This is a genomic window from Streptomyces sp. NPDC104309 (assembly GCF_055584025.1).
Genome location: NZ_JBVJMV010000008.1, coordinates 198906 through 218328, shown reverse-complemented (window position 1 = coordinate 218328; position 19423 = coordinate 198906). Strand labels below are relative to the sequence as shown.

Annotated in this window: 19 protein-coding genes; 12 read left to right on the top strand and 7 right to left on the bottom strand. The window is 71.3% G+C overall.

Annotated features, from left to right (window positions below):
- Positions 1–51 precede the first annotated feature (51 nt).
- Positions 52–345, bottom strand: a complete 294-nt coding sequence (locus ACZ68L_RS14865; RefSeq protein WP_030971479.1) for an MTH1187 family thiamine-binding protein — start codon at positions 343–345, stop codon at positions 52–54.
- Positions 342–692, bottom strand: a complete 351-nt coding sequence (locus ACZ68L_RS14860) for a DUF3817 domain-containing protein (RefSeq protein WP_469577166.1) — start codon at positions 690–692, stop codon at positions 342–344. The genes ACZ68L_RS14865 and ACZ68L_RS14860 overlap by 4 nt, the downstream gene beginning before the upstream one ends.
- 328 nt (positions 693–1020) lie before the next feature.
- Here ACZ68L_RS14860 and ACZ68L_RS14855 point away from each other — a divergent pair, with 328 nt between their 5' ends.
- The 4 genes from ACZ68L_RS14855 (at position 1021) to ACZ68L_RS14840 (ending at position 3666) form a co-directional block, all read left to right on the top strand.
- On the top strand, positions 1021–1653 hold the full coding sequence (locus ACZ68L_RS14855; RefSeq protein WP_469577259.1) for an AIM24 family protein: 633 nt from the start codon (positions 1021–1023) through the stop codon (positions 1651–1653).
- Positions 1653–2303 (top strand): AIM24 family protein, encoded by a 651-nt coding sequence (locus tag ACZ68L_RS14850; protein WP_469577164.1) that lies wholly within the window; start codon positions 1653–1655, stop codon positions 2301–2303. The genes ACZ68L_RS14855 and ACZ68L_RS14850 overlap by 1 nt, the downstream gene beginning before the upstream one ends.
- Entirely contained in the window at positions 2300–3064 is a 765-nt protein-coding gene (locus ACZ68L_RS14845) for an AIM24 family protein (protein WP_469577162.1), read from the top strand. The genes ACZ68L_RS14850 and ACZ68L_RS14845 overlap by 4 nt, the downstream gene beginning before the upstream one ends.
- 125 nt (positions 3065–3189) lie before the next feature.
- Complete coding sequence (locus ACZ68L_RS14840; protein WP_469577161.1) at positions 3190–3666, top strand: MarR family winged helix-turn-helix transcriptional regulator; 477 nt, start codon at positions 3190–3192, stop codon at positions 3664–3666.
- 175 nt (positions 3667–3841) lie between these two features.
- On the opposite strand, the gene ACZ68L_RS14835 is transcribed toward ACZ68L_RS14840, so the two are convergent.
- Positions 3842–5287, bottom strand: a complete 1446-nt coding sequence (locus ACZ68L_RS14835) for a sensor histidine kinase (protein WP_469577158.1) — start codon at positions 5285–5287, stop codon at positions 3842–3844.
- Complete coding sequence (locus ACZ68L_RS14830; RefSeq protein ID WP_469577156.1) at positions 5284–5946, bottom strand: response regulator transcription factor; 663 nt, start codon at positions 5944–5946, stop codon at positions 5284–5286. Before ACZ68L_RS14830 ends, ACZ68L_RS14835 begins: the two co-directional genes overlap by 4 nt.
- A 117-nt stretch (positions 5947–6063) precedes the next feature.
- On the opposite strand from ACZ68L_RS14830, the gene ACZ68L_RS14825 reads away from it, so the two are divergent.
- On the top strand, positions 6064–6669 hold the full coding sequence (locus ACZ68L_RS14825) for a PepSY domain-containing protein (protein ID WP_469577154.1): 606 nt from the start codon (positions 6064–6066) through the stop codon (positions 6667–6669).
- Positions 6670–6691: 22 nt separating this feature from the next.
- Here the strand turns inward: ACZ68L_RS14825 and ACZ68L_RS14820 are convergent, their stop codons facing one another.
- From ACZ68L_RS14820 to ACZ68L_RS14810, 3 genes are all read right to left on the bottom strand, one after another.
- Positions 6692–7099 (bottom strand): outer membrane protein assembly factor BamB family protein, encoded by a 408-nt coding sequence (locus ACZ68L_RS14820; RefSeq protein ID WP_469577152.1) that lies wholly within the window; start codon positions 7097–7099, stop codon positions 6692–6694.
- A 165-nt stretch (positions 7100–7264) separates the two neighbouring features.
- The gene (meaB, locus tag ACZ68L_RS14815; RefSeq protein ID WP_469577150.1) at positions 7265–8221 is read right to left on the bottom strand and encodes a methylmalonyl Co-A mutase-associated GTPase MeaB; all 957 of its coding nucleotides are present in this window, start codon (positions 8219–8221) and stop codon (positions 7265–7267) included.
- 73 nt (positions 8222–8294) lie between these two features.
- Positions 8295–9494, bottom strand: coding sequence for an acetyl-CoA C-acetyltransferase (locus ACZ68L_RS14810; RefSeq protein WP_469577148.1), 1200 nt, complete (start codon positions 9492–9494; stop codon positions 8295–8297).
- Positions 9495–9629: 135 nt separating this feature from the next.
- On the opposite strand from ACZ68L_RS14810, the gene mce reads away from it, so the two are divergent.
- The 7 genes from mce (at position 9630) to ACZ68L_RS14775 (ending at position 19422) form a co-directional block, all read left to right on the top strand.
- Positions 9630–10058, top strand: coding sequence for a methylmalonyl-CoA epimerase (gene mce / locus ACZ68L_RS14805; protein WP_361440632.1), 429 nt, complete (start codon positions 9630–9632; stop codon positions 10056–10058).
- Positions 10059–10222: 164 nt separating this feature from the next.
- Positions 10223–14083, top strand: coding sequence for a polarized growth protein Scy (gene scy, locus ACZ68L_RS14800; protein WP_469577146.1), 3861 nt, complete (start codon positions 10223–10225; stop codon positions 14081–14083).
- Positions 14084–14267: 184 nt separating this feature from the next.
- Positions 14268–15206 carry a coiled-coil domain-containing protein gene (locus ACZ68L_RS14795; RefSeq protein ID WP_361440638.1) on the top strand — a complete coding sequence of 313 codons (939 nt, stop codon included), beginning with the start codon at positions 14268–14270 and terminating at the stop codon, positions 15204–15206.
- A gap of 129 nt (positions 15207–15335) precedes the next feature.
- A complete protein-coding gene (locus tag ACZ68L_RS14790; protein WP_469577144.1) occupies positions 15336–16385 on the top strand; it encodes an ABC transporter ATP-binding protein in 1050 nt (349 codons plus the stop codon).
- A gap of 5 nt (positions 16386–16390) precedes the next feature.
- Complete coding sequence (locus ACZ68L_RS14785; RefSeq protein ID WP_469577142.1) at positions 16391–17170, top strand: ABC transporter permease; 780 nt, start codon at positions 16391–16393, stop codon at positions 17168–17170.
- A 219-nt stretch (positions 17171–17389) separates the two neighbouring features.
- Complete coding sequence (locus ACZ68L_RS14780) at positions 17390–18568, top strand: ABC transporter ATP-binding protein (protein WP_469577140.1); 1179 nt, start codon at positions 17390–17392, stop codon at positions 18566–18568.
- A complete protein-coding gene (locus tag ACZ68L_RS14775) occupies positions 18565–19422 on the top strand; it encodes an ABC transporter permease subunit (RefSeq protein WP_469577138.1) in 858 nt (285 codons plus the stop codon). The genes ACZ68L_RS14780 and ACZ68L_RS14775 overlap by 4 nt, the downstream gene beginning before the upstream one ends.
- Position 19423 lies beyond the last annotated feature (1 nt).

The window sequence follows — 19423 nt, the reverse complement described above, 5'->3', positions numbered from 1 at the left end:
CCAGGTGGGGCCGGGGGCTCGTCGGGTCGCGGAACGGGCGGGCGGGGGGGCTCAGTCCGCCAGGTACCGCTCGACGGTCTCGACCTTGGACGTCAGACCGTCGGTGACACCGGGGCGGATGTCGGCCTTCAGTACGAGGGAGACGCGTCCGGCACGGGCCTCGACGGCGGCGACGGCCCGCTTGACGACGTCCATGACCTCGTCCCACTCGCCCTCGATCGAGGTGAACATCGCGTCCGTCCGGTTGGGCAGCCCGGACTCGCGGACGACCCGGACGGCGTCGGCGACGTACTCGCCGACATCCTCACCGACGCCCAGCGGGCTGACCGAGAACGCGACGATCATGCGCTGGCCACGCCTTCCCGGCGGGCACGGGCGGCGATGACGCCGTCGGCCTCGTAGCGCTTGAGCACCTTGTCGCCGTACAGGCCGCCGAACGGCAGCAGCGCGAGGAGGAAGAAGAACGCGACGCGCTTCAGCGGCCACTTGGTCTTGGACCAGACGTCGAGGAGCAGGACGGCGTAGATCACGAAGAGCACGCCGTGCAGGATGCCGAGCGGCATCATCAGGAAGTCGATGTCGGAGACCCGGCTGAGGATCGAGCCAAAGATGATCAGCGCGGGGAAGGAGAGCGCCTCGGGGATAGAGATGAGGCGCAGCCGGTGCAGGGCGGTAGCGGTCTTGATGTCCACGAGGGCACCTTCGGTGGGAGGGTCGTGACAGCTTGTGAATAGAGGCACAAGCGCACCCCATTGTGGCATCGACACGGGCTGCGCTCGGCCTCGGGGGCCGTATGTCTCCGGTCACGTGCCGCCGTCGTGTCCGGAGGGGCCGACGCCGCTCCCCGCCGCGTGTCGCCGGGCCGCGCCCCGCCCCGCCCCGTCGTCGCGCCGTACGGGATACGTCGCGATCGCGTCCGGGTCCCGTACCGGATGCGTATCAGGGGCGGTTCAGGGTGCCGGTTCCGCCCCGCGGCCCTGTCCCGGGCGGTGCCCGGCCGCTACCGTCGGCTCCGTGGCAATGTTCCGACTCCAAGGCAGCAGAACGCTCGCCGTCGACCTGACCGGCGACTCCGTCAAGGCGAAGAACGGTTCGATGGTCGCGTACGACGGCCGGATGACGTTCAAGAAGATGACCGGTGGCGGCGACGGCCTGCGCGGCATGGTGACCCGTCGGCTGACCGGTGAACAGATGTCCGTGATGGAGGTGAAGGGGCAAGGCACCTGCTACTTCGCCGACCGCGCGAGCGAGATCAGCCTCGTCTCGCTGCGCGGCGACAAGCTCTACGTCGAGGCGAGCAATCTGCTGTGCACCGACGCCGGGCTGCGCACCGGCACCACCTTCACCGGCCTGCGCGGCGGAGCGACGGGCAACGGCCTGTTCACCACGACCGTCGAGGGCACCGGCCAGGCGGCGATCATGTCGGACGGTTCGGCCGTGGCGCTGCGGGTCTCCGCCCAGTACCCGCTGTTCGTCGACCCCGGTGCCTACATCGCCCATCAGGGCGGTCTCCGGCAGCACCTCCAGTCCGGGGTGAACTTCCGGACACTGATGGGCGAGGGTTCGGGCGAGTCCTTCCAGATCAGGTTCGAGGGCGAGGGAGTCGTCTACGTCCAGCCGAGCGAGCGGAACACCATCGGGGGCGACGTCTGATGCCGTTCCGTGAGATCAACTCGAAGATGGTCGAGGCGACGGTGCTTCCCGGCCAGAAGATGTACAGCCAGCGCGGAGCGATGCTGGCCTGTCGCGGCGAGGTCTCGTTCACGCCGAACATCCAGGGCGGCCAGGGCGGCGTGATGTCGATGATCGGCCGTCGGGTGGCCAATGAGGCGACCCCGCTGATGACGGTGGAGGGAAACGGCACGGTGATGTTCGGCCACGGCGGCCACCACATCCAGGTGATCAATCTGTCCGGCGACACCCTGTACGTGGAGGCCGACCGGCTGCTCGCCTTCGACGGGACGCTCCGGCAAGGCACGATGTTCATGGGTTCGCAGGGCGGGGTGATGGGCATGGTGCGCGGTCAGGTGACCGGGCAGGGGCTGTTCACCACCACCCTCCAGGGTCATGGCGCGGTCGCCGTGATGGCACACGGCGGAGTGATCGAGCTGCCGATCACCCCGGGCCGCGAGGTGCACGTGGACCCGCAGGCGTATGTCGCGCACCACGGCGACGTGCGCAACAAGCTCTCCACCGCGCTCGGTTGGCGCGACATGGTGGGGCGCGGCTCCGGCGAGGCGTTCCAGCTGGAGCTGAGCGGCAGTGGCACGGTGTACGTCCAGGCCTCGGAGGAGAAGCTGTGAGCACGCCCGTGGTCTTCGACCCGATGACGCTGCCGTCGGACGACAACGTCAACGCGTACACCTTCTGTGTGGAGCTCAAGGGGAGCCAGTGGTTCCTGCAGAAGGGCAAGATGATCGCCTACTACGGGCACATCGAGTTCGACGGCATCGGCCATGGCCGCTTCGAGCGGCTGCTCCGGACGAGCTTCCACTCGCCGCTGCACGCGAGCGACTGGGTGGTGGCCGAGGGCAGCGGCAAGATGCTGCTCGCGGACCGCGCCTTCGACGTGAACTCGTACGACCTGGACGACGGGAACCTGACGATCCGGTCCGGCAACCTGCTGGCGTACCAGCCGACGCTGGCTCTCAAGCAGTCGATCGTGCCGGGCTTTCTGACGCTGATCGGCACGGGCAGGTTCGTGGCCGCCTCCAACGGTCCGGTGGTCTTCATGGAACCGCCGCTGCGGGTCGACCCGCAGGCCCTGGTGGGCTGGGCGGACTGCCCCTCGCCGTGCCACCACTACGACCACGGCTACATGACGGGCGTGCTGGGCGGACTGCGGTCGTTGACGGGGTTCGGCGGCACCTCCGGCGAGGAGCACCAGTTCGAGTTCGTCGGGGCGGGGACGGTCCTGCTCCAGTCGACCGAGGTGCTGATGCCCGAGCAGCCGACGGGGGCGACGCCGGCACAGGCCGGGGTGCCCGGCGGTCCGGGTCAACCTGGCTCCTCACCCCGTCCGTCCGGTCAGCTCGGGGACCTCCAGCGTCGCTTCGGTTGGTGAACGGTAGTCTGCGGAGTGTGACGTCGAACGTCTGCACCCCGCACCTGAGCCCGCCTCCGGGCGAGTGCCGGGCGTCACACCTTCCCACTTCGTCCGGCTTTCAACTTCTTAGGTAGAATCCACATATGGAGACCGAGACGCCCACCCGCTGGCTGAACGACGCGGAGCAGTGCGCCTGGCGCACCCACCTGGACGTCAGCAGGCTGCTGATGCACCAGCTGGAGAAGGATCTCCAGCCGTTCGGCCTGACCAACAACGACTACGAGATCCTGGTCAACCTCTCGGAGTCGGACGACCAGCGCATGCGGATGAGCGACCTCGCCGCCGTGACGCTGCAGTCCAAGAGCAGGCTCTCGCACCAGATCACCCGTATGGAGAGCGCGGGCCTGGTCCGCAGGGAGAACTGCGAGTCCGACCGGCGCGGTCTGTACGCGGTCCTCACCGAGGACGGCGCGGAGACGATGCGGAAGGTGGCTCCGCACCATGTGGCGTCGGTACGCAAGCACTTCATGGACCTGTTGACGCCGGAGGCGCTGGCGAATCTGCACGCGGCGTTGGCCCCGGTCGCCGATCACCTGCGGGGGCGACGCGGCAAGGTGTGACCCACGGCGGGACGGCGGTCTCGCACGGCTCGGAACGAGACGGCGACGAGGCGGCCCCACGCTGCTCGCAAGGTGACCCGGCGACAGGACGGCGGCAGCGGGTCGCCCGGGGCATGACTAGCTCCGGGACGGCGACCGCGCGTCGCCCGGGGCGCGACCCACGCCGGGACGGCGTTCAGCCGGCGCTCGGCAGCCACAGCTCGAACCGTGCGCCGCCCTCCCGCGCGCCCTCCACCGTCAGCCGGCCTCCGTGCCGGGAGGCGACGTCGCGGGCGATGGCGAGGCCCAGCCCGGCGCCGCCCTCGTCCCGCGTGCGGGCGTCGTCGAGTCGTACGAAACGCTCGAAGATCCGCTCGCGCTCGTCCGGCGGCACCCCCGCCCCGTCGTCGGTGACCGCGACGACGACGCCACCCCGTTCCGCGCGTACCGAGATCGCCACCGCCTGCTCCGCGTGGCGCTCGGCGTTGTCCAGCAGATTGCCGATCACCCGCGCCAACTGCCCACGGGATCCGGCTACTTCGAACACACCGGATTCCGGCACCGACACCGCCACCGGAATCCGGTCGCCGGTGCGCTGCGAGACCTCCTCGTGGACGAGCGCGCCCAGGTCCAGCGTCGTACGCCCCGGCCGCTCCCCCGCGTCCAGCCGGGCCAGCAGCAGCAGATCGGCCGCCAGTGCCTGCAGTCGCACGGTGTCGGCGATCGCGCCCGGTACGTCCAGCAGCTCCGGATGCGCGGCGCCCACCTCCAACTGGGTGCGCAACGAGGCGATCGGGCTGCGCAGTTCGTGCGAGGCGTCGGCCACGAAGCGCCGCTGCCGGTCCACCGACGCCTCCAGTGCCGTCAGGGTCTCGTTGGTGGTACGGGCCAGCCGGGCGATCTCGTCACCGGAACCGGGCTCCGGCACCCGCCGGCTCAGATCCTCGGACGCCGTGATCGCGGCCATCTCGCGCCGGATGCCCTCGACCGGACGCAGCGCCCGCCGGGTCACCAGCCAGGTCACCCCGGCGACGACGAGCAGCAGCACCGGCAGCCCGATCAGCATCGCGCCGCGCACGCTGCCCACGGCCTCCTGCTCGGCGGCCAGCGGGGCGCCCGCGTGGACGGTCAGGGTCACCCCGGCGGAGGTGGTCGCCCGGACGGTCGCGAAGCGGTAGTCCGCCGTCTCTCCGTCGACGGTCGCGGTGCCGTTGCCGAAGTCCGGGTTTCCGGAGTCGACTTCGCCCCGGCCGGGGGCACCGTGCTGCCCGCCGTCGTCATCGCTTTCGTCATCGTCGTCGGAACCGGTGGGGCTCCCCGCGGCCGGCGACGGGGCCGGGGTGACCTGCCCCGTACCGGTGCCGGAGATCGCCTGCAGGTCCTTGGAGACGGCCACCACGCGCCCGTCCTCGTCGGTCACCTGGACCGGATGGTCCTCCTCCTCGCGCATCTCCAGCCGGTCGTACGGCACGTCGAGGGCCAGTTGCCCGGCCACCTCGCGGGCCACCACCTCGGCCTGCAGACCGGCCTGGTCGGTGAGGTTGGCCCGCAGCACGAGGAGTACGGCGAGCCCGGCGCCGGCCAGCGCCAGGGCGACGACCACGGTGGCACCGAGCGCGGCCCTGGCCCGTACCGACCTCACAGCGCCTCCAGCCGGTATCCGGCGCCCCGCACCGTGCGGATGGCTGCCGCGCCGAGCTTGCGCCGCAGCGCGCTGACGTACACCTCGACGATGTTCGGGTCGCCGTCGTAGGCGAAGTCCCACACGTGTTCCAGGATGTCCGCCTTGCTCACCACCTGACCGGACCGCAGCGCCAGCTGCTCCAGCACCGCGAACTCCTTGGTGGTGAGGGTGATCTCGGCCGTGCCGAGGTGCACGCGGCGGGCGGCGGTGTCCATGCGCAGGGCGCCGACGGTGACCACCGGCGCGGCGGAACCGCCGCCCCGGCGCCGCAGCAGCGCCCGGATCCTGGCCACCAGGACGACGTAGGAGAAGGGCTTGGTCAGGTAGTCGTCGGCCCCGGTGTCCAGGCCCTCCGCCTCGTCGTACTCCCCGTCCTTCGCCGTCAGCATCAGGATCGGCATCTCGTGGCCGGCGGCGCGCAGGGCGGCGCAGACCCGGTAGCCGTTCATCCCGGGCAGCATGATGTCGAGGACGACGAGGTCGTACACCCCTTCGGCGGCCCGGTGCAGCCCTTCGAGACCGTCGTGCACGACATCCACGGCGAAGCCCTCGGCGGTGAGCCCCCCGGCCAGGGACATCGCCAGCCGCTTCTCGTCCTCCACGATCAACAGGCGCATACGCACAGGGTCGCAAACCGAACCTGAAGACGGCTTCAGGCGGCTTCAGGCTGCGTTCAGCATCACCCCGGCAGTGTGGACCACGTCGTAACCGGCCCGATTCGGGGAGGAACCCTCATGAAGCGCAAGATCGTCATCGCCGCCGTCACCGCGGCCGTGCTCGTCGGCGGCACAGCCGCCACGGCCGTCGCCTTCGCGGACGACGGCGGCCACGACCGCGAGGCCAGGAGCAGCGCGGCGAGCGGCAGCACCGCCCGTGTCGGTGTCGAGGACGCGGTCGCGGCCGCCGTAGGGGCCGTCCCGGGCACGGTCACCGAGGCCGAGCTGGACGACGAGGACGGCGGGCTCGTCTGGGAGCTCGACGTGTACGGCTCCGACAAGGTCCGGCACGACGTGACGGTGGACGCGGGCAACGGCAAGGTGCTCGGCAAGCACGTCTCCGACGATGACGACGACCGCGACCGGCAGGCGCCCCGGCCCGCCCCCGTGTCGCTGAACACGGCGGTCGACGCCGCGCTGAAGGCGACGCCCGGGACGGTGACATCGGTCGACCTGGACGACCACGACGGCCGCGGCGACGGGGCGCTGCGCTGGGAGGTCGACGTCCGGGGCAAGGACGGCAAGCAGCACGAGCTGAACGTCGACGCGAAGACGGGCAAGGTGACGGCGGACCGGGTGGACGACGACCACGACCGGGACGAGGACCACGGGGACGACGACTGAGGGGCGCCTTCCCGGCGGACCGTCAGGGCGCGTACCCGGAGATCACGGTGCCCTCGTCCAGGCCCAGGAACACCACGTCTCCCTTCACCAGGAGGGAGACGGCCCGGGGGTCGGCCTCGGGGGCGGGCCATTCCGGCCAGCCGCCGTATCGCTTGCGGTTGACCGGGTCGCCCTGCCCCTCATGGACGAAGTCGAAGGACTCCAGATAGCCGTCGGGGGTGACGAGGTAGGCGCGGTCGCCGACGACGACCGGTGCGCCCGAGTAGTCGACCGTGTCGAGCGTCGCCCAGATCTGCCGTCCGTCGGCGAGCCCGAACGCGTACACCCGGTGCCGGGTGCTCACCACGACCGTGCCGTCCCGGGTGACGGCGGGCCGGTAGGCGATGTCGAGACCATCGGCGATCGTCCGGCGGTTGTGCGGGGCCGTCACCTCGACGACCGTCAGTCAGTCGGGGCCCGAGCAGAGCAGCTCGGCCCCCTTCAGAACCGGCGTGCGGCAGGTCACGTCGCCTGCCGCGACGGCCCCCAGCCGGGCGCCGTCCGCTCCCTTCAGGACGGTGATGCCGTCACCGGCCACGACCAGCCGGCCGTCGGATCAGGCCTCGGTGAGTCCCGCCACCAGTTCGTCCGCCGCCGCGTACGGGTCGAGGCTCCCCGCCACGATGCGTTCGGCGAGCGCGCCGATGTGGCGGTCGCCGTGCAGATCACCGATCCGCTCGCGCAGGCGCGTGACGGCGATCGTCTCTACCTCGCGGGCCGCACGCGCCGTGCGCCGGTCGGCGAGCACCCCGTGCTCCTCCATCCACGCCCGGTGCTTCTCCAGCGCCTCGACGACCTCGTCGATGCCCTCGCCCCGGGCGGCGACCGTCTTCACGATCGGCGGCCGCCAGTCGCCGGGCCCTCGGGACTCGCCGAGGCCCAGCATGTGGTTGAGCTCGCGCGCGGTGGCGTCCGCGCCGTCCCGGTCCGCCTTGTTGACGACGTACACGTCACCGATCTCCAGGATTCCGGCCTTCGCCGCCTGGATGCCGTCGCCCATGCCGGGCGCCAGCAGGACGACGGAGGTGTCGGCCTGCGAGGCGATCTCCACCTCCGACTGGCCGACGCCGACCGTCTCCACCAGGATGACCTCGCAGCCCGCCGCGTCCAGCACCCGGATCGCCTGCGGTGCCGACCAGGCCAGGCCACCCAGATGCCCGCGCGTCGCCATCGAGCGGATGTAGACGCCGGGGTCGGAGGCGTGCTCCGACATCCTGACCCGGTCGCCGAGGAGCGCTCCGCCGGAGAACGGGGAGGACGGGTCGACGGCCAGGACGCCGACCCGCTTGCCCGCCTTCCGGTAGGCGGAGACCAGAGCCGACGTCGATGTCGACTTGCCGACACCGGGTGAGCCGGTGAGGCCGACGACGTAGGCGTTGCCCGTCAGCGGCGCCAGGGCCGCCATCACCTCGCGCAGCTGCGGCGACGCCCCCTCCACCAGGGAGATGAGCCGGGCCACGGCCCGCGGCCTGCCCGCACGGGCCTGCTCGACCAGGGTGGGGACGTCCACCATCACCGCTCCGTTCGCTCGCTGCGTGTTCCACGTGCACTACGTACTACGTACGGCCTGCCGCGGCCGTTCCTGCCTACCTGGGGACGCGGATGATCAGCGCGTCGCCCTGCCCGCCGCCGCCGCACAGCGCCGCCGCACCGGTGCCGCCGCCGCGCCGCTTCAGCTCCAGCGCCAGGTGCAGCACCACCCGGGCGCCGGACATGCCGATCGGGTGACCCAGTGCGATGGCGCCACCGTTGACGTTCACCTTGTCCGGGGTGACGCCGAGGTCCTTCATCGACTGGACGGCGACCGCCGCGAACGCCTCGTTGATCTCGATGAGGTCGAGGTCCGCCACCTCCAGGCCGTCCTTCTTCAGGGCGTGCCTGATGGCGTTGGACGGCTGCGACTGGAGCGAGTTGTCCGGGCCCGCCACATTGCCGTGGGCGCCGATCTCGGCGATCCAGTCCAGGCCCAGCTCCTCGGCCTTGGCCTTGCTCATGACGACGACCGCGGCGGCTCCGTCGGAGATCTGCGAGGAGGTGCCCGCGGTGATCGTGCCGTCCTTGGTGAAGGCCGGGCGCAGCTTGCCGAGGGACTCCGCGGTCGTCTCCGGGCGGATGCCCTCGTCCTTGGAGAAGAGGACCGGGTCGCCCTTGCGCTGCGGGATCTCGACCGGGGTGATCTCGGCCTCGAAGAGCCCGTTCTTCTGGGCGGCGGCGGCGCGCTGGTGGGAGAGGGCGCCGATCTCGTCCTGATCGGCGCGGGACAGGCCCAGGCGGGTGTTGTGCTTCTCGGTGGACTCACCCATCGGGATGTTCTCGTAGGCGTCGGTCAGACCGTCGTACGCCATGGAGTCGAGCATCTCGATCGCGCCGTACTTGTAGCCCTCGCGGGACTTCGGGAGCAGGTGCGGGGCGTTCGTCATGGACTCCTGGCCGCCGGCGACGACGACGTCGAACTCACCCGCACGGATCAGCTGGTCGGCGAGCGCGATCGCGTCGAGCCCGGACAGACACACCTTGTTGACGGTGAGCGCGGGGACGTTCATCGGGATGCCCGCCTTGACCGCGGCCTGGCGCGCCGGGATCTGGCCCGCACCGGCCTGCAGCACCTGGCCCATGATCACGTACTCGACCTGGTCGCCGCCGATGCCGGCCCGGTCCAGCGCCGCCTTGATGGCGACACCGCCGAGGTCGGCCCCGGAGAAGCTCTTCAGCGAGCCGAGGAGGCGGCCCATGGGCGTACGCGCGCCCGCGACGATCACTGAGGTGGTACCGGTCGTTCCTGACATGAGGGGCAGCCCCTTGGGATGAGGAGTGAACGAGGGTTTACCTGAATGTACTGAGCGGTACCTCACCCGTCATCCGGCAGCGGGTGTGATCGCGCGCACGTTGCGTAACCATCGGTGGAGCGCTGCACTGGTTGCATGCTGACGCGAATCGACCACATCGGGATCGCCTGTTTCGACCTCGACGCGACCGTCGAGTTCTACCGCTCGACCTACGGGTTCGAGGTGTTCCATTCCGAGATCAACGAGGAGCAGGGCGTACGGGAGGCCATGCTCAAGATCAACGATACGTCCGACGGAGGCGCTTCCTACCTCCAGCTCCTGGAGCCGACGCGGGAGGACTCGGCCGTGGGCAAGTGGCTGGCGAAGAACGGGGAGGGCGTCCATCACATCGCCTTCGGCACCGCGGACGTCGACGCCGACGCGGCGGACATCCGGGAGAAGGGGGTCAGGGTGCTCTACGACGAGCCCAGGACCGGGTCCATGGGGTCACGCATCACCTTTCTGCACCCCAAGGACTGCCATGGTGTCCTCACCGAACTGGTCACGTCCGCAGCTGAGCACTGACCTCCGGATACCCGGCCCGGTAGAGTGGGCCGTTCCGGGCCGGGGCCGGGTCGGGGCCGCGCCGCGTCCCCAGCCGTTGATCTGTCACCATTCCCCGGGGGACCGTTCGCCGGCGAACGGTACTCGTTGGAGAGTTGCGACCAGGGGACGGATGGGACCGCGCAGTGCGGGGCTACGAACGCCAGGAGAGCCACCGAGCTGAAGACGACCATCTCTCGCGGTTCGAGGCCGAGATGGACCGGCTGAAGACCGACCGGGAGAAGGCCGTCCAGCACGCCGAGGACCTCGGTTACCAAGTCGAGGTCTTGCGCGCCAAGCTGCACGAGGCTCGGCGCAATCTCGCGACCCGTCCCGCCTACGACAGCGCGGACATCGGCTACCAGGCCGAACAGCTGCTCCGTAATGCCCAGATCCAGGCCGAGCAGCTGCGGACCGACGCCGAGCGGGAGCTCCGCGACGCCCGCGCGCAGACGCAGCGGATCCTGCAGGAGCACGCCGAGCACCAGGCGCGGCTCCAGGCCGAGCTGCACAACGAGGCCGTGCAGCGGCGCCAGCGGCTCGACCAGGAGCTGGCCGAGCGCCGCCAGACCGTCGAGTCCCATGTCAATGAGAACGTCGCCTGGGCCGAACAGCTCAGGGCCCGGACGGAGTCCCAGGCGCGCCGGCTGCTGGAGGAGTCCCGGGCCGAGGCCGAGCAGTCCCTGACCGCCGCGCGCGCCGAGGCGGGCCGGCTGGCCGACGAGACCCGGCAGCGGCTCGGCTCCGAGGCGGAGTCGGCCCGTGCCGAGGCCGAGTCGCTCCTGCTGCGCGCCCGCAGGGACGCCGAGCGGCTGCTGAGCGCCGCCTCCAGCCAGGCGCAGGAGGCCACCAGCCACGCCGAGCAGCTGCGTACGTCGACGACGGCCGAGACCGAGCAGACCCGGCAGCAGACCGCCGAGCTGAACCGGACCGCCGAGCAGCGCATGCAGGAGGCCGAGACCCGGCTGCGCGAGGCCCGGCTGGAGGCCGAGAAGGTCACCACCGAGGCGAAGGAGGCCGCCGTCAAGCGGCTGGCCGCCGCCGAGTCGCAGAACGAGCAGCGCACCCGTACCGCCAAGTCGGAGATCGCCCGGCTGGTCGGCGAGGCCACCAAGGACACCGAGAACCTCAAGGCGGAGGCCGAGCAGGCGCTCGCCGATGCCCGCGCCGAGGCGGACCGGCTGAAGTCCGAGGCGGCCGAGAGGGCCCGCACGGCGGCCGCCGAGGACGCCGCGGCCCAGCTCGCCAAGGCCGCCAGGGCCGCCGAGGAGGTGCTGACCAAGGCGTCCGAGGACGCGAAGTCCACCACCGGGGCGGCGAGCGAGGAGGCCGACCGGATCCGCCGTGAGGCGGAGGCCGAGGCGGACCGGCTGCGCGGCGAGGCCGCCGAGCAGGCCGATCAGCTCAAGGGCGCGGCCAAGGACGACACCAAGGAGTACCGGGCCAAGACGGTCGAGCTGCAGGAGGAGGCGCGCAGGCTGCGCGGCGAGGCCGAGCAGCTGCGCTCCGAGGCCGTCGCCGAGGGCGAGCGGATCCGCGGCGAGGCCCGTCGCGAGGCCGTCCAGCAGATCGAGGAGGGCGCGAAGACCGCCGAGGAGCTGCTGTCCAAGGCGAAGGCGGACGCGGAGGAGCTGCGCGGCACCGCGTCCACCGAGAGCGAGCGGGTCCGCACCGAGGCGGCCGAGCGGGCCGGCGCGCTGCGCAAGCAGGCCGAGGAGTCGCTGGAACGCGCCCGCGCCGAGGCCGAGCAGCTGCGCGGCGAGTCCGAGGAGCAGGCCCGGTCCACCACCGCCGGAGCCGAACAGGCCGCGCAGGAGCTGCGCGAGGAGACCGAACGTGCGGTCGCGGCCCGGCAGGCGGAGGCCGCCGACGAGCTGACCCGGCTGCATTCCGAGGCCGAGACCAGGGTCACCACCGCCGAGCAGGCGCTCACCGACGCGCGCGCCGAGGCGGAGCGCATCCGGCGTGAGACGAACGAGGAGTCCGAGCGGCTGCGCGCGGAGGCCGCGGAGCGGCTGCGGGCGCTGCGGGAGCAGGCCGAGACCGAGGCGGAGCGGCTGCGCGACGAGGCCGCGGCCGACGCGTCGCAGTCGCGTGCGGAGGGCGAGTCCACCGCCGTGCGACTGCGCGGCGAGGCGGCCGCCGAGGCGGAGCGGCTCAAGTCCGAGGCACAGGAGAGCGCCGACCGGGTGCGCTCCGAGGCCGCCGCGGCCGCGGAGCGGGTGGGCACGGAGGCCGCCGAGGCACTGGCCGCCGCCCAGGAGGAGGCCAACCGCCGCCGCCGGGAGGCCGAGGAGACCCTCGACGGGGCACGCACCGAGGCGAACCAGGAGCGCGAGCGCGCCCGCGAACAGAGCGAGGAGCTCCTCGCCTCCGCCCGCAAGCGGGTCGAGCAGGCGCAGGCCGAGGCGCAGCGCCTGGTCGAGGAGGCGGACAGCCGCGCGACGGAACTGGTCTCCACCGCCGAGCAGACCGCCCAGCAGGTACGGGATTCGGTCAGCGGGCTGCAGGAGCAGGCCGAGGAGGAGATCGCCGGGCTGCGCTCCACCGCCGAGCATGTCGCGGAGCGGACGAAGTCCGAGGCGCAGGAGGAGGCGGACCGGGTCCGCGCCGACGCCCACGCGGAGCGGGAGCGGGCCGGCGAGGACGCGTCCCGGATCCGCCAGGAGGCGCGGGAGGAGTCCGAGGCCGCGAAGGCGATGGCCGAGCGGACCGTCGCCGACGCGATCAGCGAGTCGGAGCGGCTGCGCGCGGACACCTCGGAGTACAGCCAGCGGATGCGCACCGAGGCGTCCGACGCGCTGGCCTCGGCCGAGCAGGACGCGGCGCGCAGCCGGGCCGAGGCCCGCGAGGACGCCAACCGGATGCGTTCCGACGCGGCGACCCAGGCCGACCGGCTGGTGGGCGAGGCGACGAGCGAGGCCGAGCGGATCCGTACGGAGTCGACGCAGCAGGCCACCCAGCTCGTCGAGGAGGCGACGCGGCAGGCCGGCCGGCTGGTCGACGAGGCGACGCAGCAGGCGGCCCGGGTGACGGACGAGGCCACGGACGGGGCCGAGCGGATGCGCGCGGAGGCGGCGGCCACCGTCGGTTCGGCGCAGGAGCACGCGGCCCGTACCCGCGAGCAGTCCGAGCGGGTGCGTGCCGAGGCGGAGGCGGCGGCCGAGCAGATGCGGGCGGAGGCCCGTCAGGAGGCGGACCGGCTGCTGGACGAGGCGCGGGAGGCCGCGGCGAAGCGCCGTGCCGATGCCGCCGAGCAGGCGGACCAGCTCGTCAACAAGGCCCAGGAGGAGGCGCTGCGCGCTGCCACCGAGGCCGAGGAGCAGGCCGACACGATGGTCGGCGCGGCCCGCAAGGAGGCCGTACGGATCACCTCGGAGGCGACCGTCGAGGGCAACTCCCTGGTGGAGCGCGCCCGTACGGACGCGGACGAGCTGCTGGTCGGCGCGCGTCGGGACGCCACGGCCAGCCGGGAGCGGGCCGAGGAGCTCAGGACCCGGATCGAGGGCGAGATCGAGGAGCTGCACGACCGGGCCCGGCGGGAGACCTCCGAGCAGATGAAGACGGCGGGCGAGCGCGTCGACAACCTGATGAAGGCGGCGACCGAGCAGCGCGACGAGGCGGCGGCCAAGGCCAAGGAGCTGTTGGCGGACGCGAATTCGGAGGCGAGCAAGGTCCGGATCGCGGCGGTGAAGCGGGCCGAGTCACTGCTGAAGGAGGCCGAGCAGAAGAAGGCCACGCTCGTCCGCGAGGCCGAGAAGCTGCGGGCCGACGCCGAGGCGGAGGCGAAGCGCACGGTGGACGAGGGCAAGCGCGAGCTCGATCTGCTGGTGCGTCGGCGCGCGGACATCAACACCGAGATCTCCCGAGTCCAGGACGTACTGGAGGCGTTGGAGTCGTTCGAGACGCCGACGGGCGGCAAGGGCTCGGGCAACGGCACCGCGGGTGGCGTCAAAGCCGGGGCCGCGGCCGGCACTCGTTCGAGTGGCAAGTCGTCCGAGGGGTAGTCGTCCTGTCATCTCCCGTGCTTCGTCAAGGACGTTCAACCCTGAGAGTGGCAAGAGTTGCGGGCGTCAGCCACTCAAAAGGGGTGTCATTCTCCAGATCAAACGGGCATCCACTCGATGACACGCCGTCCGGGCCCCTAGGATTCCCCCTAACACCTCACCGGTCTCATTCGACAGGAACCTCATGAGCGACCCTTCCTCCCCCTTCGGCTTCGAGCTCGTGCGACGTGGATACGACCGCGGTCAGGTGGACGACCGCATTACCAAGCTCGTCGCCGATCGTGATAGTGCTCTCACCCGCATCACGTCTCTGGAAAAGCGCATCGAAGAGCTCCACCTCGAAACGCAGAACGCCCAGGCGCAGGTGAACGACGCGGAGCCGTCGTACGCCGGCCTCGGCGCGCGCGTGGAGAAGATTCTCCGCCTGGCCGAGGAGGAGGCGAAGGACCTGCGCGAGGAGGCCCGTCGCGCCGCCGAGCAGCACCGTGAGCTCGCCGAGTCGGCCGCCCAGCAGGTGCGCAACGACGCCGAGTCGTTCGCCGCCGAGCGCAAGGCGAAGGCCGAGGACGAGGGCGTACGCATCGTCGAGAAGGCCAAGGGTGAGGCCGGCTCGCTGCGTACGGAGGCCCAGAAGGACGCCGCGCAGAAGCGCGAGGAGGCGGACGCCCTCTTCGAGGAGACCCGTGCCAAGGCCGCCCAGGCCGCCGCGGACTTCGAGACCAACCTGGCCAAGCGCCGCGACCAGTCGGAGCGCGACCTCGCGTCCCGTCAGGCCAAGGCCGAGAAGCGCCTCGCCGAGATCGAGCACCGCGCCGAGCAGCTCCGCCTGGAGGCCGAGAAGCTCCGTACGGACGCCGAGCGCCGGGCCCGTCAGACGGTGGAGACCGCGCAGCGCCAGTCCGAGGACATCGTGGCGGACGCGAACGCGAAGGCCGACCGGATCCGCAGCGAATCGGAGCGCGAGCTGGCGGCGCTCACCAACCGCCGCGACTCGATCAACGCCCAGCTGACCAACGTCCGCGAGATGCTGGCGACGCTGACCGGTGCGGCGGTGGCCGCCGCCGGCGCCCCGGCCGACGACGAGCCGGCCACCCGCGGCGTCCCGGCTCAGCAGACCCGCTGAGTCTCTCGGCGCGGACTCGCTGATCGCTCAGCAGTCCGGCCGACCCCGCAGTACCGCACGTGTACTCCTTGCGCGCCCGGTTCCGCCTTTGTGGTGGCGCCGGGCGCGCGGCCGTTCTAGCGTGAACGCATGATCGAGCTCGATGGTCTCAGCAAGCGCTTCGGCAACAAGGTCGCCGTCGACCGGCTCTCGTGCCGGGTCAGGCCAGGGATGGTGACGGGCTTTCTGGGCCCCAACGGGGCGGGCAAATCCACGACGATGCGGATGATGCTCGATCTCGACAACCCGACCAGCGGTTCGGTGCGCATCGACGGCAAGCACTACCGCGACCTGGCAGAACCCCTCAAGTACATCGGTGCGCTGCTGGACGCCAAGTCGATGCACGGCGGGCGCAGCGCCTACAACAATCTGCTCTGTCTCGCGCAGAGCAACCGCATCCCGGAGCGCCGGGTCGCGGAGGTGCTGGACACCGTGGGTCTGAGCGCGGTGGCGAAGAAGAAGTCCAAGGGCTTCTCGCTCGGCATGGGCCAGCGGCTCGGCATCGCGGCGGCGCTGCTCGGCGACCCGCAGGTGCTGCTCTTCGACGAGCCCGTCAACGGCCTCGACCCCGAGGGCATTCACTGGATCCGCAATCTGATGAAGGCGCTTGCCGCGGAGGGCCGGACGATCTTCGTCTCCTCGCATCTGATGAGCGAAATGGCGCTCACCGCCGACCACTTGATCGTGATCGGTCAGGGACGGCTGCTCGCCGACACCTCGATGGCCGATTTCATCCACCAGAACTCGCGCAGTTACGTACGGCTGCGCTCCCCGCAGCAGGAGCGGCTGCGCGATGTGCTGCATGAGGAGGGCATGGTCGTGGTCGAGGCGGGCAGCGGCACGTTGGAGATCGACGGTGCCACCACCGAGGCGGTGGGCGAACTCGCCGCCCGGCATCAGATCGTGCTCCACGAGCTGAGCTCCCAGCGGGCGTCGCTGGAGGAAGCGTTCATGCAGATGACGGCGGATTCCGTGGAGTACCACGCGCACTCGGAGCTCGGCGAGGCACCGCCCGTGGGCCCGCACTGGGGCGATCAGTACGACCGGCGGACGGCGGACGGCCGGGCCGGGCCCGGCGCGCCGGACGCGCCCGGCACCTCCGGCATCTCCGACGTCTCCGGCACCGGCAAGGGGGTGTGACGACGATGGCATCGGTACCCGCGGTCCTCACCTCCGAATGGACCAAGATCCGCACGGTCTCCTCGACCGTCTGGACCCTGATCTCCGCGTTCGTCGTCACCGTCGCGATGAGCGCGGCACTCTGTGCCCTGATGAACGCCCAGTTCAAGGACCTCCCCCCGGCGGAGCAGGCCACCTTCGACCCGACGCTCATCAGCTTCTCCGGAATGGTCCTCGGCCAGCTGGCCGTGGTCGTCTTCGGTGTGCTGGTGGTCGGTACGGAGTACAGCTCGGGCATGATCCGTACCTCGCTGGCCGCCGTGCCCCAGCGCGGTTCGTTCCTCTTCAGCAAGGTCGCCGTGGCCGGGGTGCTGGCCCTGGTGGTCGGCATCGTCACCAGCTTCGTCTCGTTCTTCCTCGGGCAGGCGCTCCTCGGCGATCACCGCACGGACATCGGTGCGGAACACGTATTGCGGGCGGTCGTCGGCGGTGGCCTCTACATGGGCCTGATCGGGATCTTCTCCATGGGCGTGGCGACGATGCTGCGCAGCTCCATGCTGTCGCTCGGCATTCTGATGCCGTTCTTCTTCCTGGTCTCCCAGATCCTGTCGGCGGTACCGGGCGCGAAGAAGGTCGCCCGCTACTTCCCCGACCAGGCCGGGTCCAAGATCATGCAGGTGGTGCCCGACGCCATGAACAGCAATCCGGCCCCGTACGGGCCGTGGGGCGGGCTCGGCATTCTGCTCGCCTGGGTGGCGGCCGCGCTGGTCGGCGGCTATCTCGTACTGAAGAAGCGGGACGCGTGACGGGTGCGGGCGGGACGCTCGCCGGGGCGGCGCGCACGGCCGGTGAGCGACCCGTGCGCCTGGCCGGAAACGTCCCGTCCGCTCCGACGCGGAGCGACGCGCTCCTGTAACGACTTGGCCGGAACCGTCAAGGCCTGGATATCCTCCTAACTCTTACGGGGGGCATGCGGCCGAACGGCCTGGGCCCCGACGACGGACAAGAGTCGATGGGGCTGGAGCATGATCGAGGCAGTCGGCCTGACCAAGCGCTATGGCGCGAAGACGGCCGTGCACAACCTTTCCTTCCAGGTGCGGCCGGGTGCCGTCACCGGATTCCTCGGTCCCAACGGGTCGGGCAAGTCCACCACCATGCGCATGATGCTGGGCCTGGACCGACCGACGGCCGGCCATGTCACGATCGGCGGCCACCCCTTCCGCAGCCTGCCGAACGCCCCGCGACAGGTGGGTGCGCTGCTGGACGCGAAGGCGGTGCACGGCGGCCGCAGCGCCCGTAACCACCTCCTCTCGCTCGCCCAGCTCGCCGGCATCCCGGCCGCCCGGGTCGACGAGGTACTCGGTGTCGTCGGTCTGCACGAGGTCGCGCGGAAGCGGTCCAAGGGCTTCTCGCTCGGCATGGGCCAGCGGCTCGGCATCGCGGCGGCGCTGCTCGGCGACCCGCAGGTGCTGCTCTTCGACGAGCCCGTCAACGGCCTCGACCCCGAGGGCATCCTCTGGGTCCGCAATCTGATGAAGACGCTGGCGTCCGAGGGCCGTACGGTCTTCGTCTCCAGCCATCTGATGAGCGAGATGGCGCTCACCGCCGACCATCTGATCGTGATCGGCCGCGGACAGCTGCTCGCCGACATGAGCGTCAAGGACTTCATTTCCGCCAATTCGGCCGACTTCGCCCGGGTGCGGGTCGCGGACGGCGCGCCGGAGCCGCGGGAGAAGCTGACCGCCTCGCTCACCGAGGCGGGCGGCCAGGTCATGCCGGAACCGGACGGGGCGCTGCGGATCACGGGTCTCGCGCTGCCGCGGATCAGCGATCTGGCCCACGAGTCGGACGTCCGGCTGTGGGAGCTCTCGCCGCACCAGGCCTCGCTGGAGGAGGCGTACATGCGGATGACGCAGGGCGCCGTGGACTACCGCTCGACGGAGGACCAGAAGGCCGGGCTGCAGCAGCCGGCGCACGGCGGGTACGGACCGCAGCCCGGTTACGGGGCGCCGCCTCGGCAGCCGGTCCCGGAGATGCCGCAGCAGGGCTGGTACGCCCCGCCGCCGCCCGGACAGAACCCGTACGCGGGGGCCCCGGCGGCTCTCGTCACGCCGGCCCCGTCCGGGACCGCCCCGGCCCCCTCCGAGGCCGCCGCAGCCCCCGCAGACCTGACCAAGAGCGAGACCAGCGAGGACGCCCGATGACCACACCGCCGACCCCGCAGGCGCCGTACCAGCAGCCCCCCGCCCCGCAGCAGAGCATGCACGGGCTCTACGCCTCCCCGATCCCGGTGCGTCCCGCCAGCCTCGGCGACGCGCTCGCCTCCGAGTGGACCAAGATCCGTTCCGTGCGCTCCACGATGTGGACGCTCGGCGTCCTGGTCGTGCTGGTACTCGGTTTCGGCATCATGGCGGCGGTCCTGCTGACCACGACCAACGCCACCATCGGCGATGTCCCGGAGCTCAGCTTCGGCTTCTTCGGCGTGCTCCTGGGCTCGATCTGTGTGATCACGCTCGGCGTGCTGACCATCGCCTCGGAGTACAGCACGGGCCTGATCCGCACGACGCTGACGGCCTGCCCCAGCCGGAGCCGGGTGCTCACCGCCAAGGCGATCGTCTTCTTCCTGCTCACCTTCACCATCACGACCGTGGTGACCGCCGTGGTCGGTGCGGTGCAGGTGGCCATGCTGGACGGCAAGGAGCCGAGCGGCGACGACTGGCTGCGCGCCACGGTCGGCGTCGGCCTCTACATCGCGCTGCTGGGCCTGCTCTCGCTGGCGATCGGTGCGCTCATCCGGCATTCCGCGGGCGCGATCACGATCATGATCGGGGTGGTGCTGCTGCCGCTCGTGCTGGCCATCTTCATGTTCTCGGACTCGCTGGCCGATCTGCGGCAGGCACTCTTCGAGTACTCGATCCCCAGCCAGCTCAGCGCGTTCTACGACACCTCGGTCACCGGGTCGGGGCCGTCCGGCTGGGACCCGCTGTGGATCATGCTCGGGCTGACGGCCGCGGCCATGGTCGCCGCCTACGCGACGCTGGACGCGCGCGACGTGTGAC

Coding starts and splice junctions, on each gene's coding strand:
- ACZ68L_RS14865 (WP_030971479.1), bottom strand. CDS start 345: ATGATCGTCGCGTTCTCGGTCAGCCCGCTGGGCGTCGGTGAGGATGTC.
- ACZ68L_RS14855 (WP_469577259.1), top strand. CDS start 1,021: ATGTTCCGACTCCAAGGCAGCAGAACGCTCGCCGTCGACCTGACCGGC.
- ACZ68L_RS14850 (WP_469577164.1), top strand. CDS start 1,653: ATGCCGTTCCGTGAGATCAACTCGAAGATGGTCGAGGCGACGGTGCTT.
- ACZ68L_RS14840 (WP_469577161.1), top strand. CDS start 3,190: ATGGAGACCGAGACGCCCACCCGCTGGCTGAACGACGCGGAGCAGTGC.
- ACZ68L_RS14830 (WP_469577156.1), bottom strand. CDS start 5,946: ATGCGCCTGTTGATCGTGGAGGACGAGAAGCGGCTGGCGATGTCCCTG.
- ACZ68L_RS14825 (WP_469577154.1), top strand. CDS start 6,064: ATGAAGCGCAAGATCGTCATCGCCGCCGTCACCGCGGCCGTGCTCGTC.
- meaB (WP_469577150.1), bottom strand. CDS start 8,221: ATGGTGGACGTCCCCACCCTGGTCGAGCAGGCCCGTGCGGGCAGGCCG.
- ACZ68L_RS14810 (WP_469577148.1), bottom strand. CDS start 9,494: ATGTCAGGAACGACCGGTACCACCTCAGTGATCGTCGCGGGCGCGCGT.
- mce (WP_361440632.1), top strand. CDS start 9,630: ATGCTGACGCGAATCGACCACATCGGGATCGCCTGTTTCGACCTCGAC.
- ACZ68L_RS14795 (WP_361440638.1), top strand. CDS start 14,268: ATGAGCGACCCTTCCTCCCCCTTCGGCTTCGAGCTCGTGCGACGTGGA.
- ACZ68L_RS14790 (WP_469577144.1), top strand. CDS start 15,336: ATGATCGAGCTCGATGGTCTCAGCAAGCGCTTCGGCAACAAGGTCGCC.
- ACZ68L_RS14785 (WP_469577142.1), top strand. CDS start 16,391: ATGGCATCGGTACCCGCGGTCCTCACCTCCGAATGGACCAAGATCCGC.
- ACZ68L_RS14780 (WP_469577140.1), top strand. CDS start 17,390: ATGATCGAGGCAGTCGGCCTGACCAAGCGCTATGGCGCGAAGACGGCC.
- ACZ68L_RS14775 (WP_469577138.1), top strand. CDS start 18,565: ATGACCACACCGCCGACCCCGCAGGCGCCGTACCAGCAGCCCCCCGCC.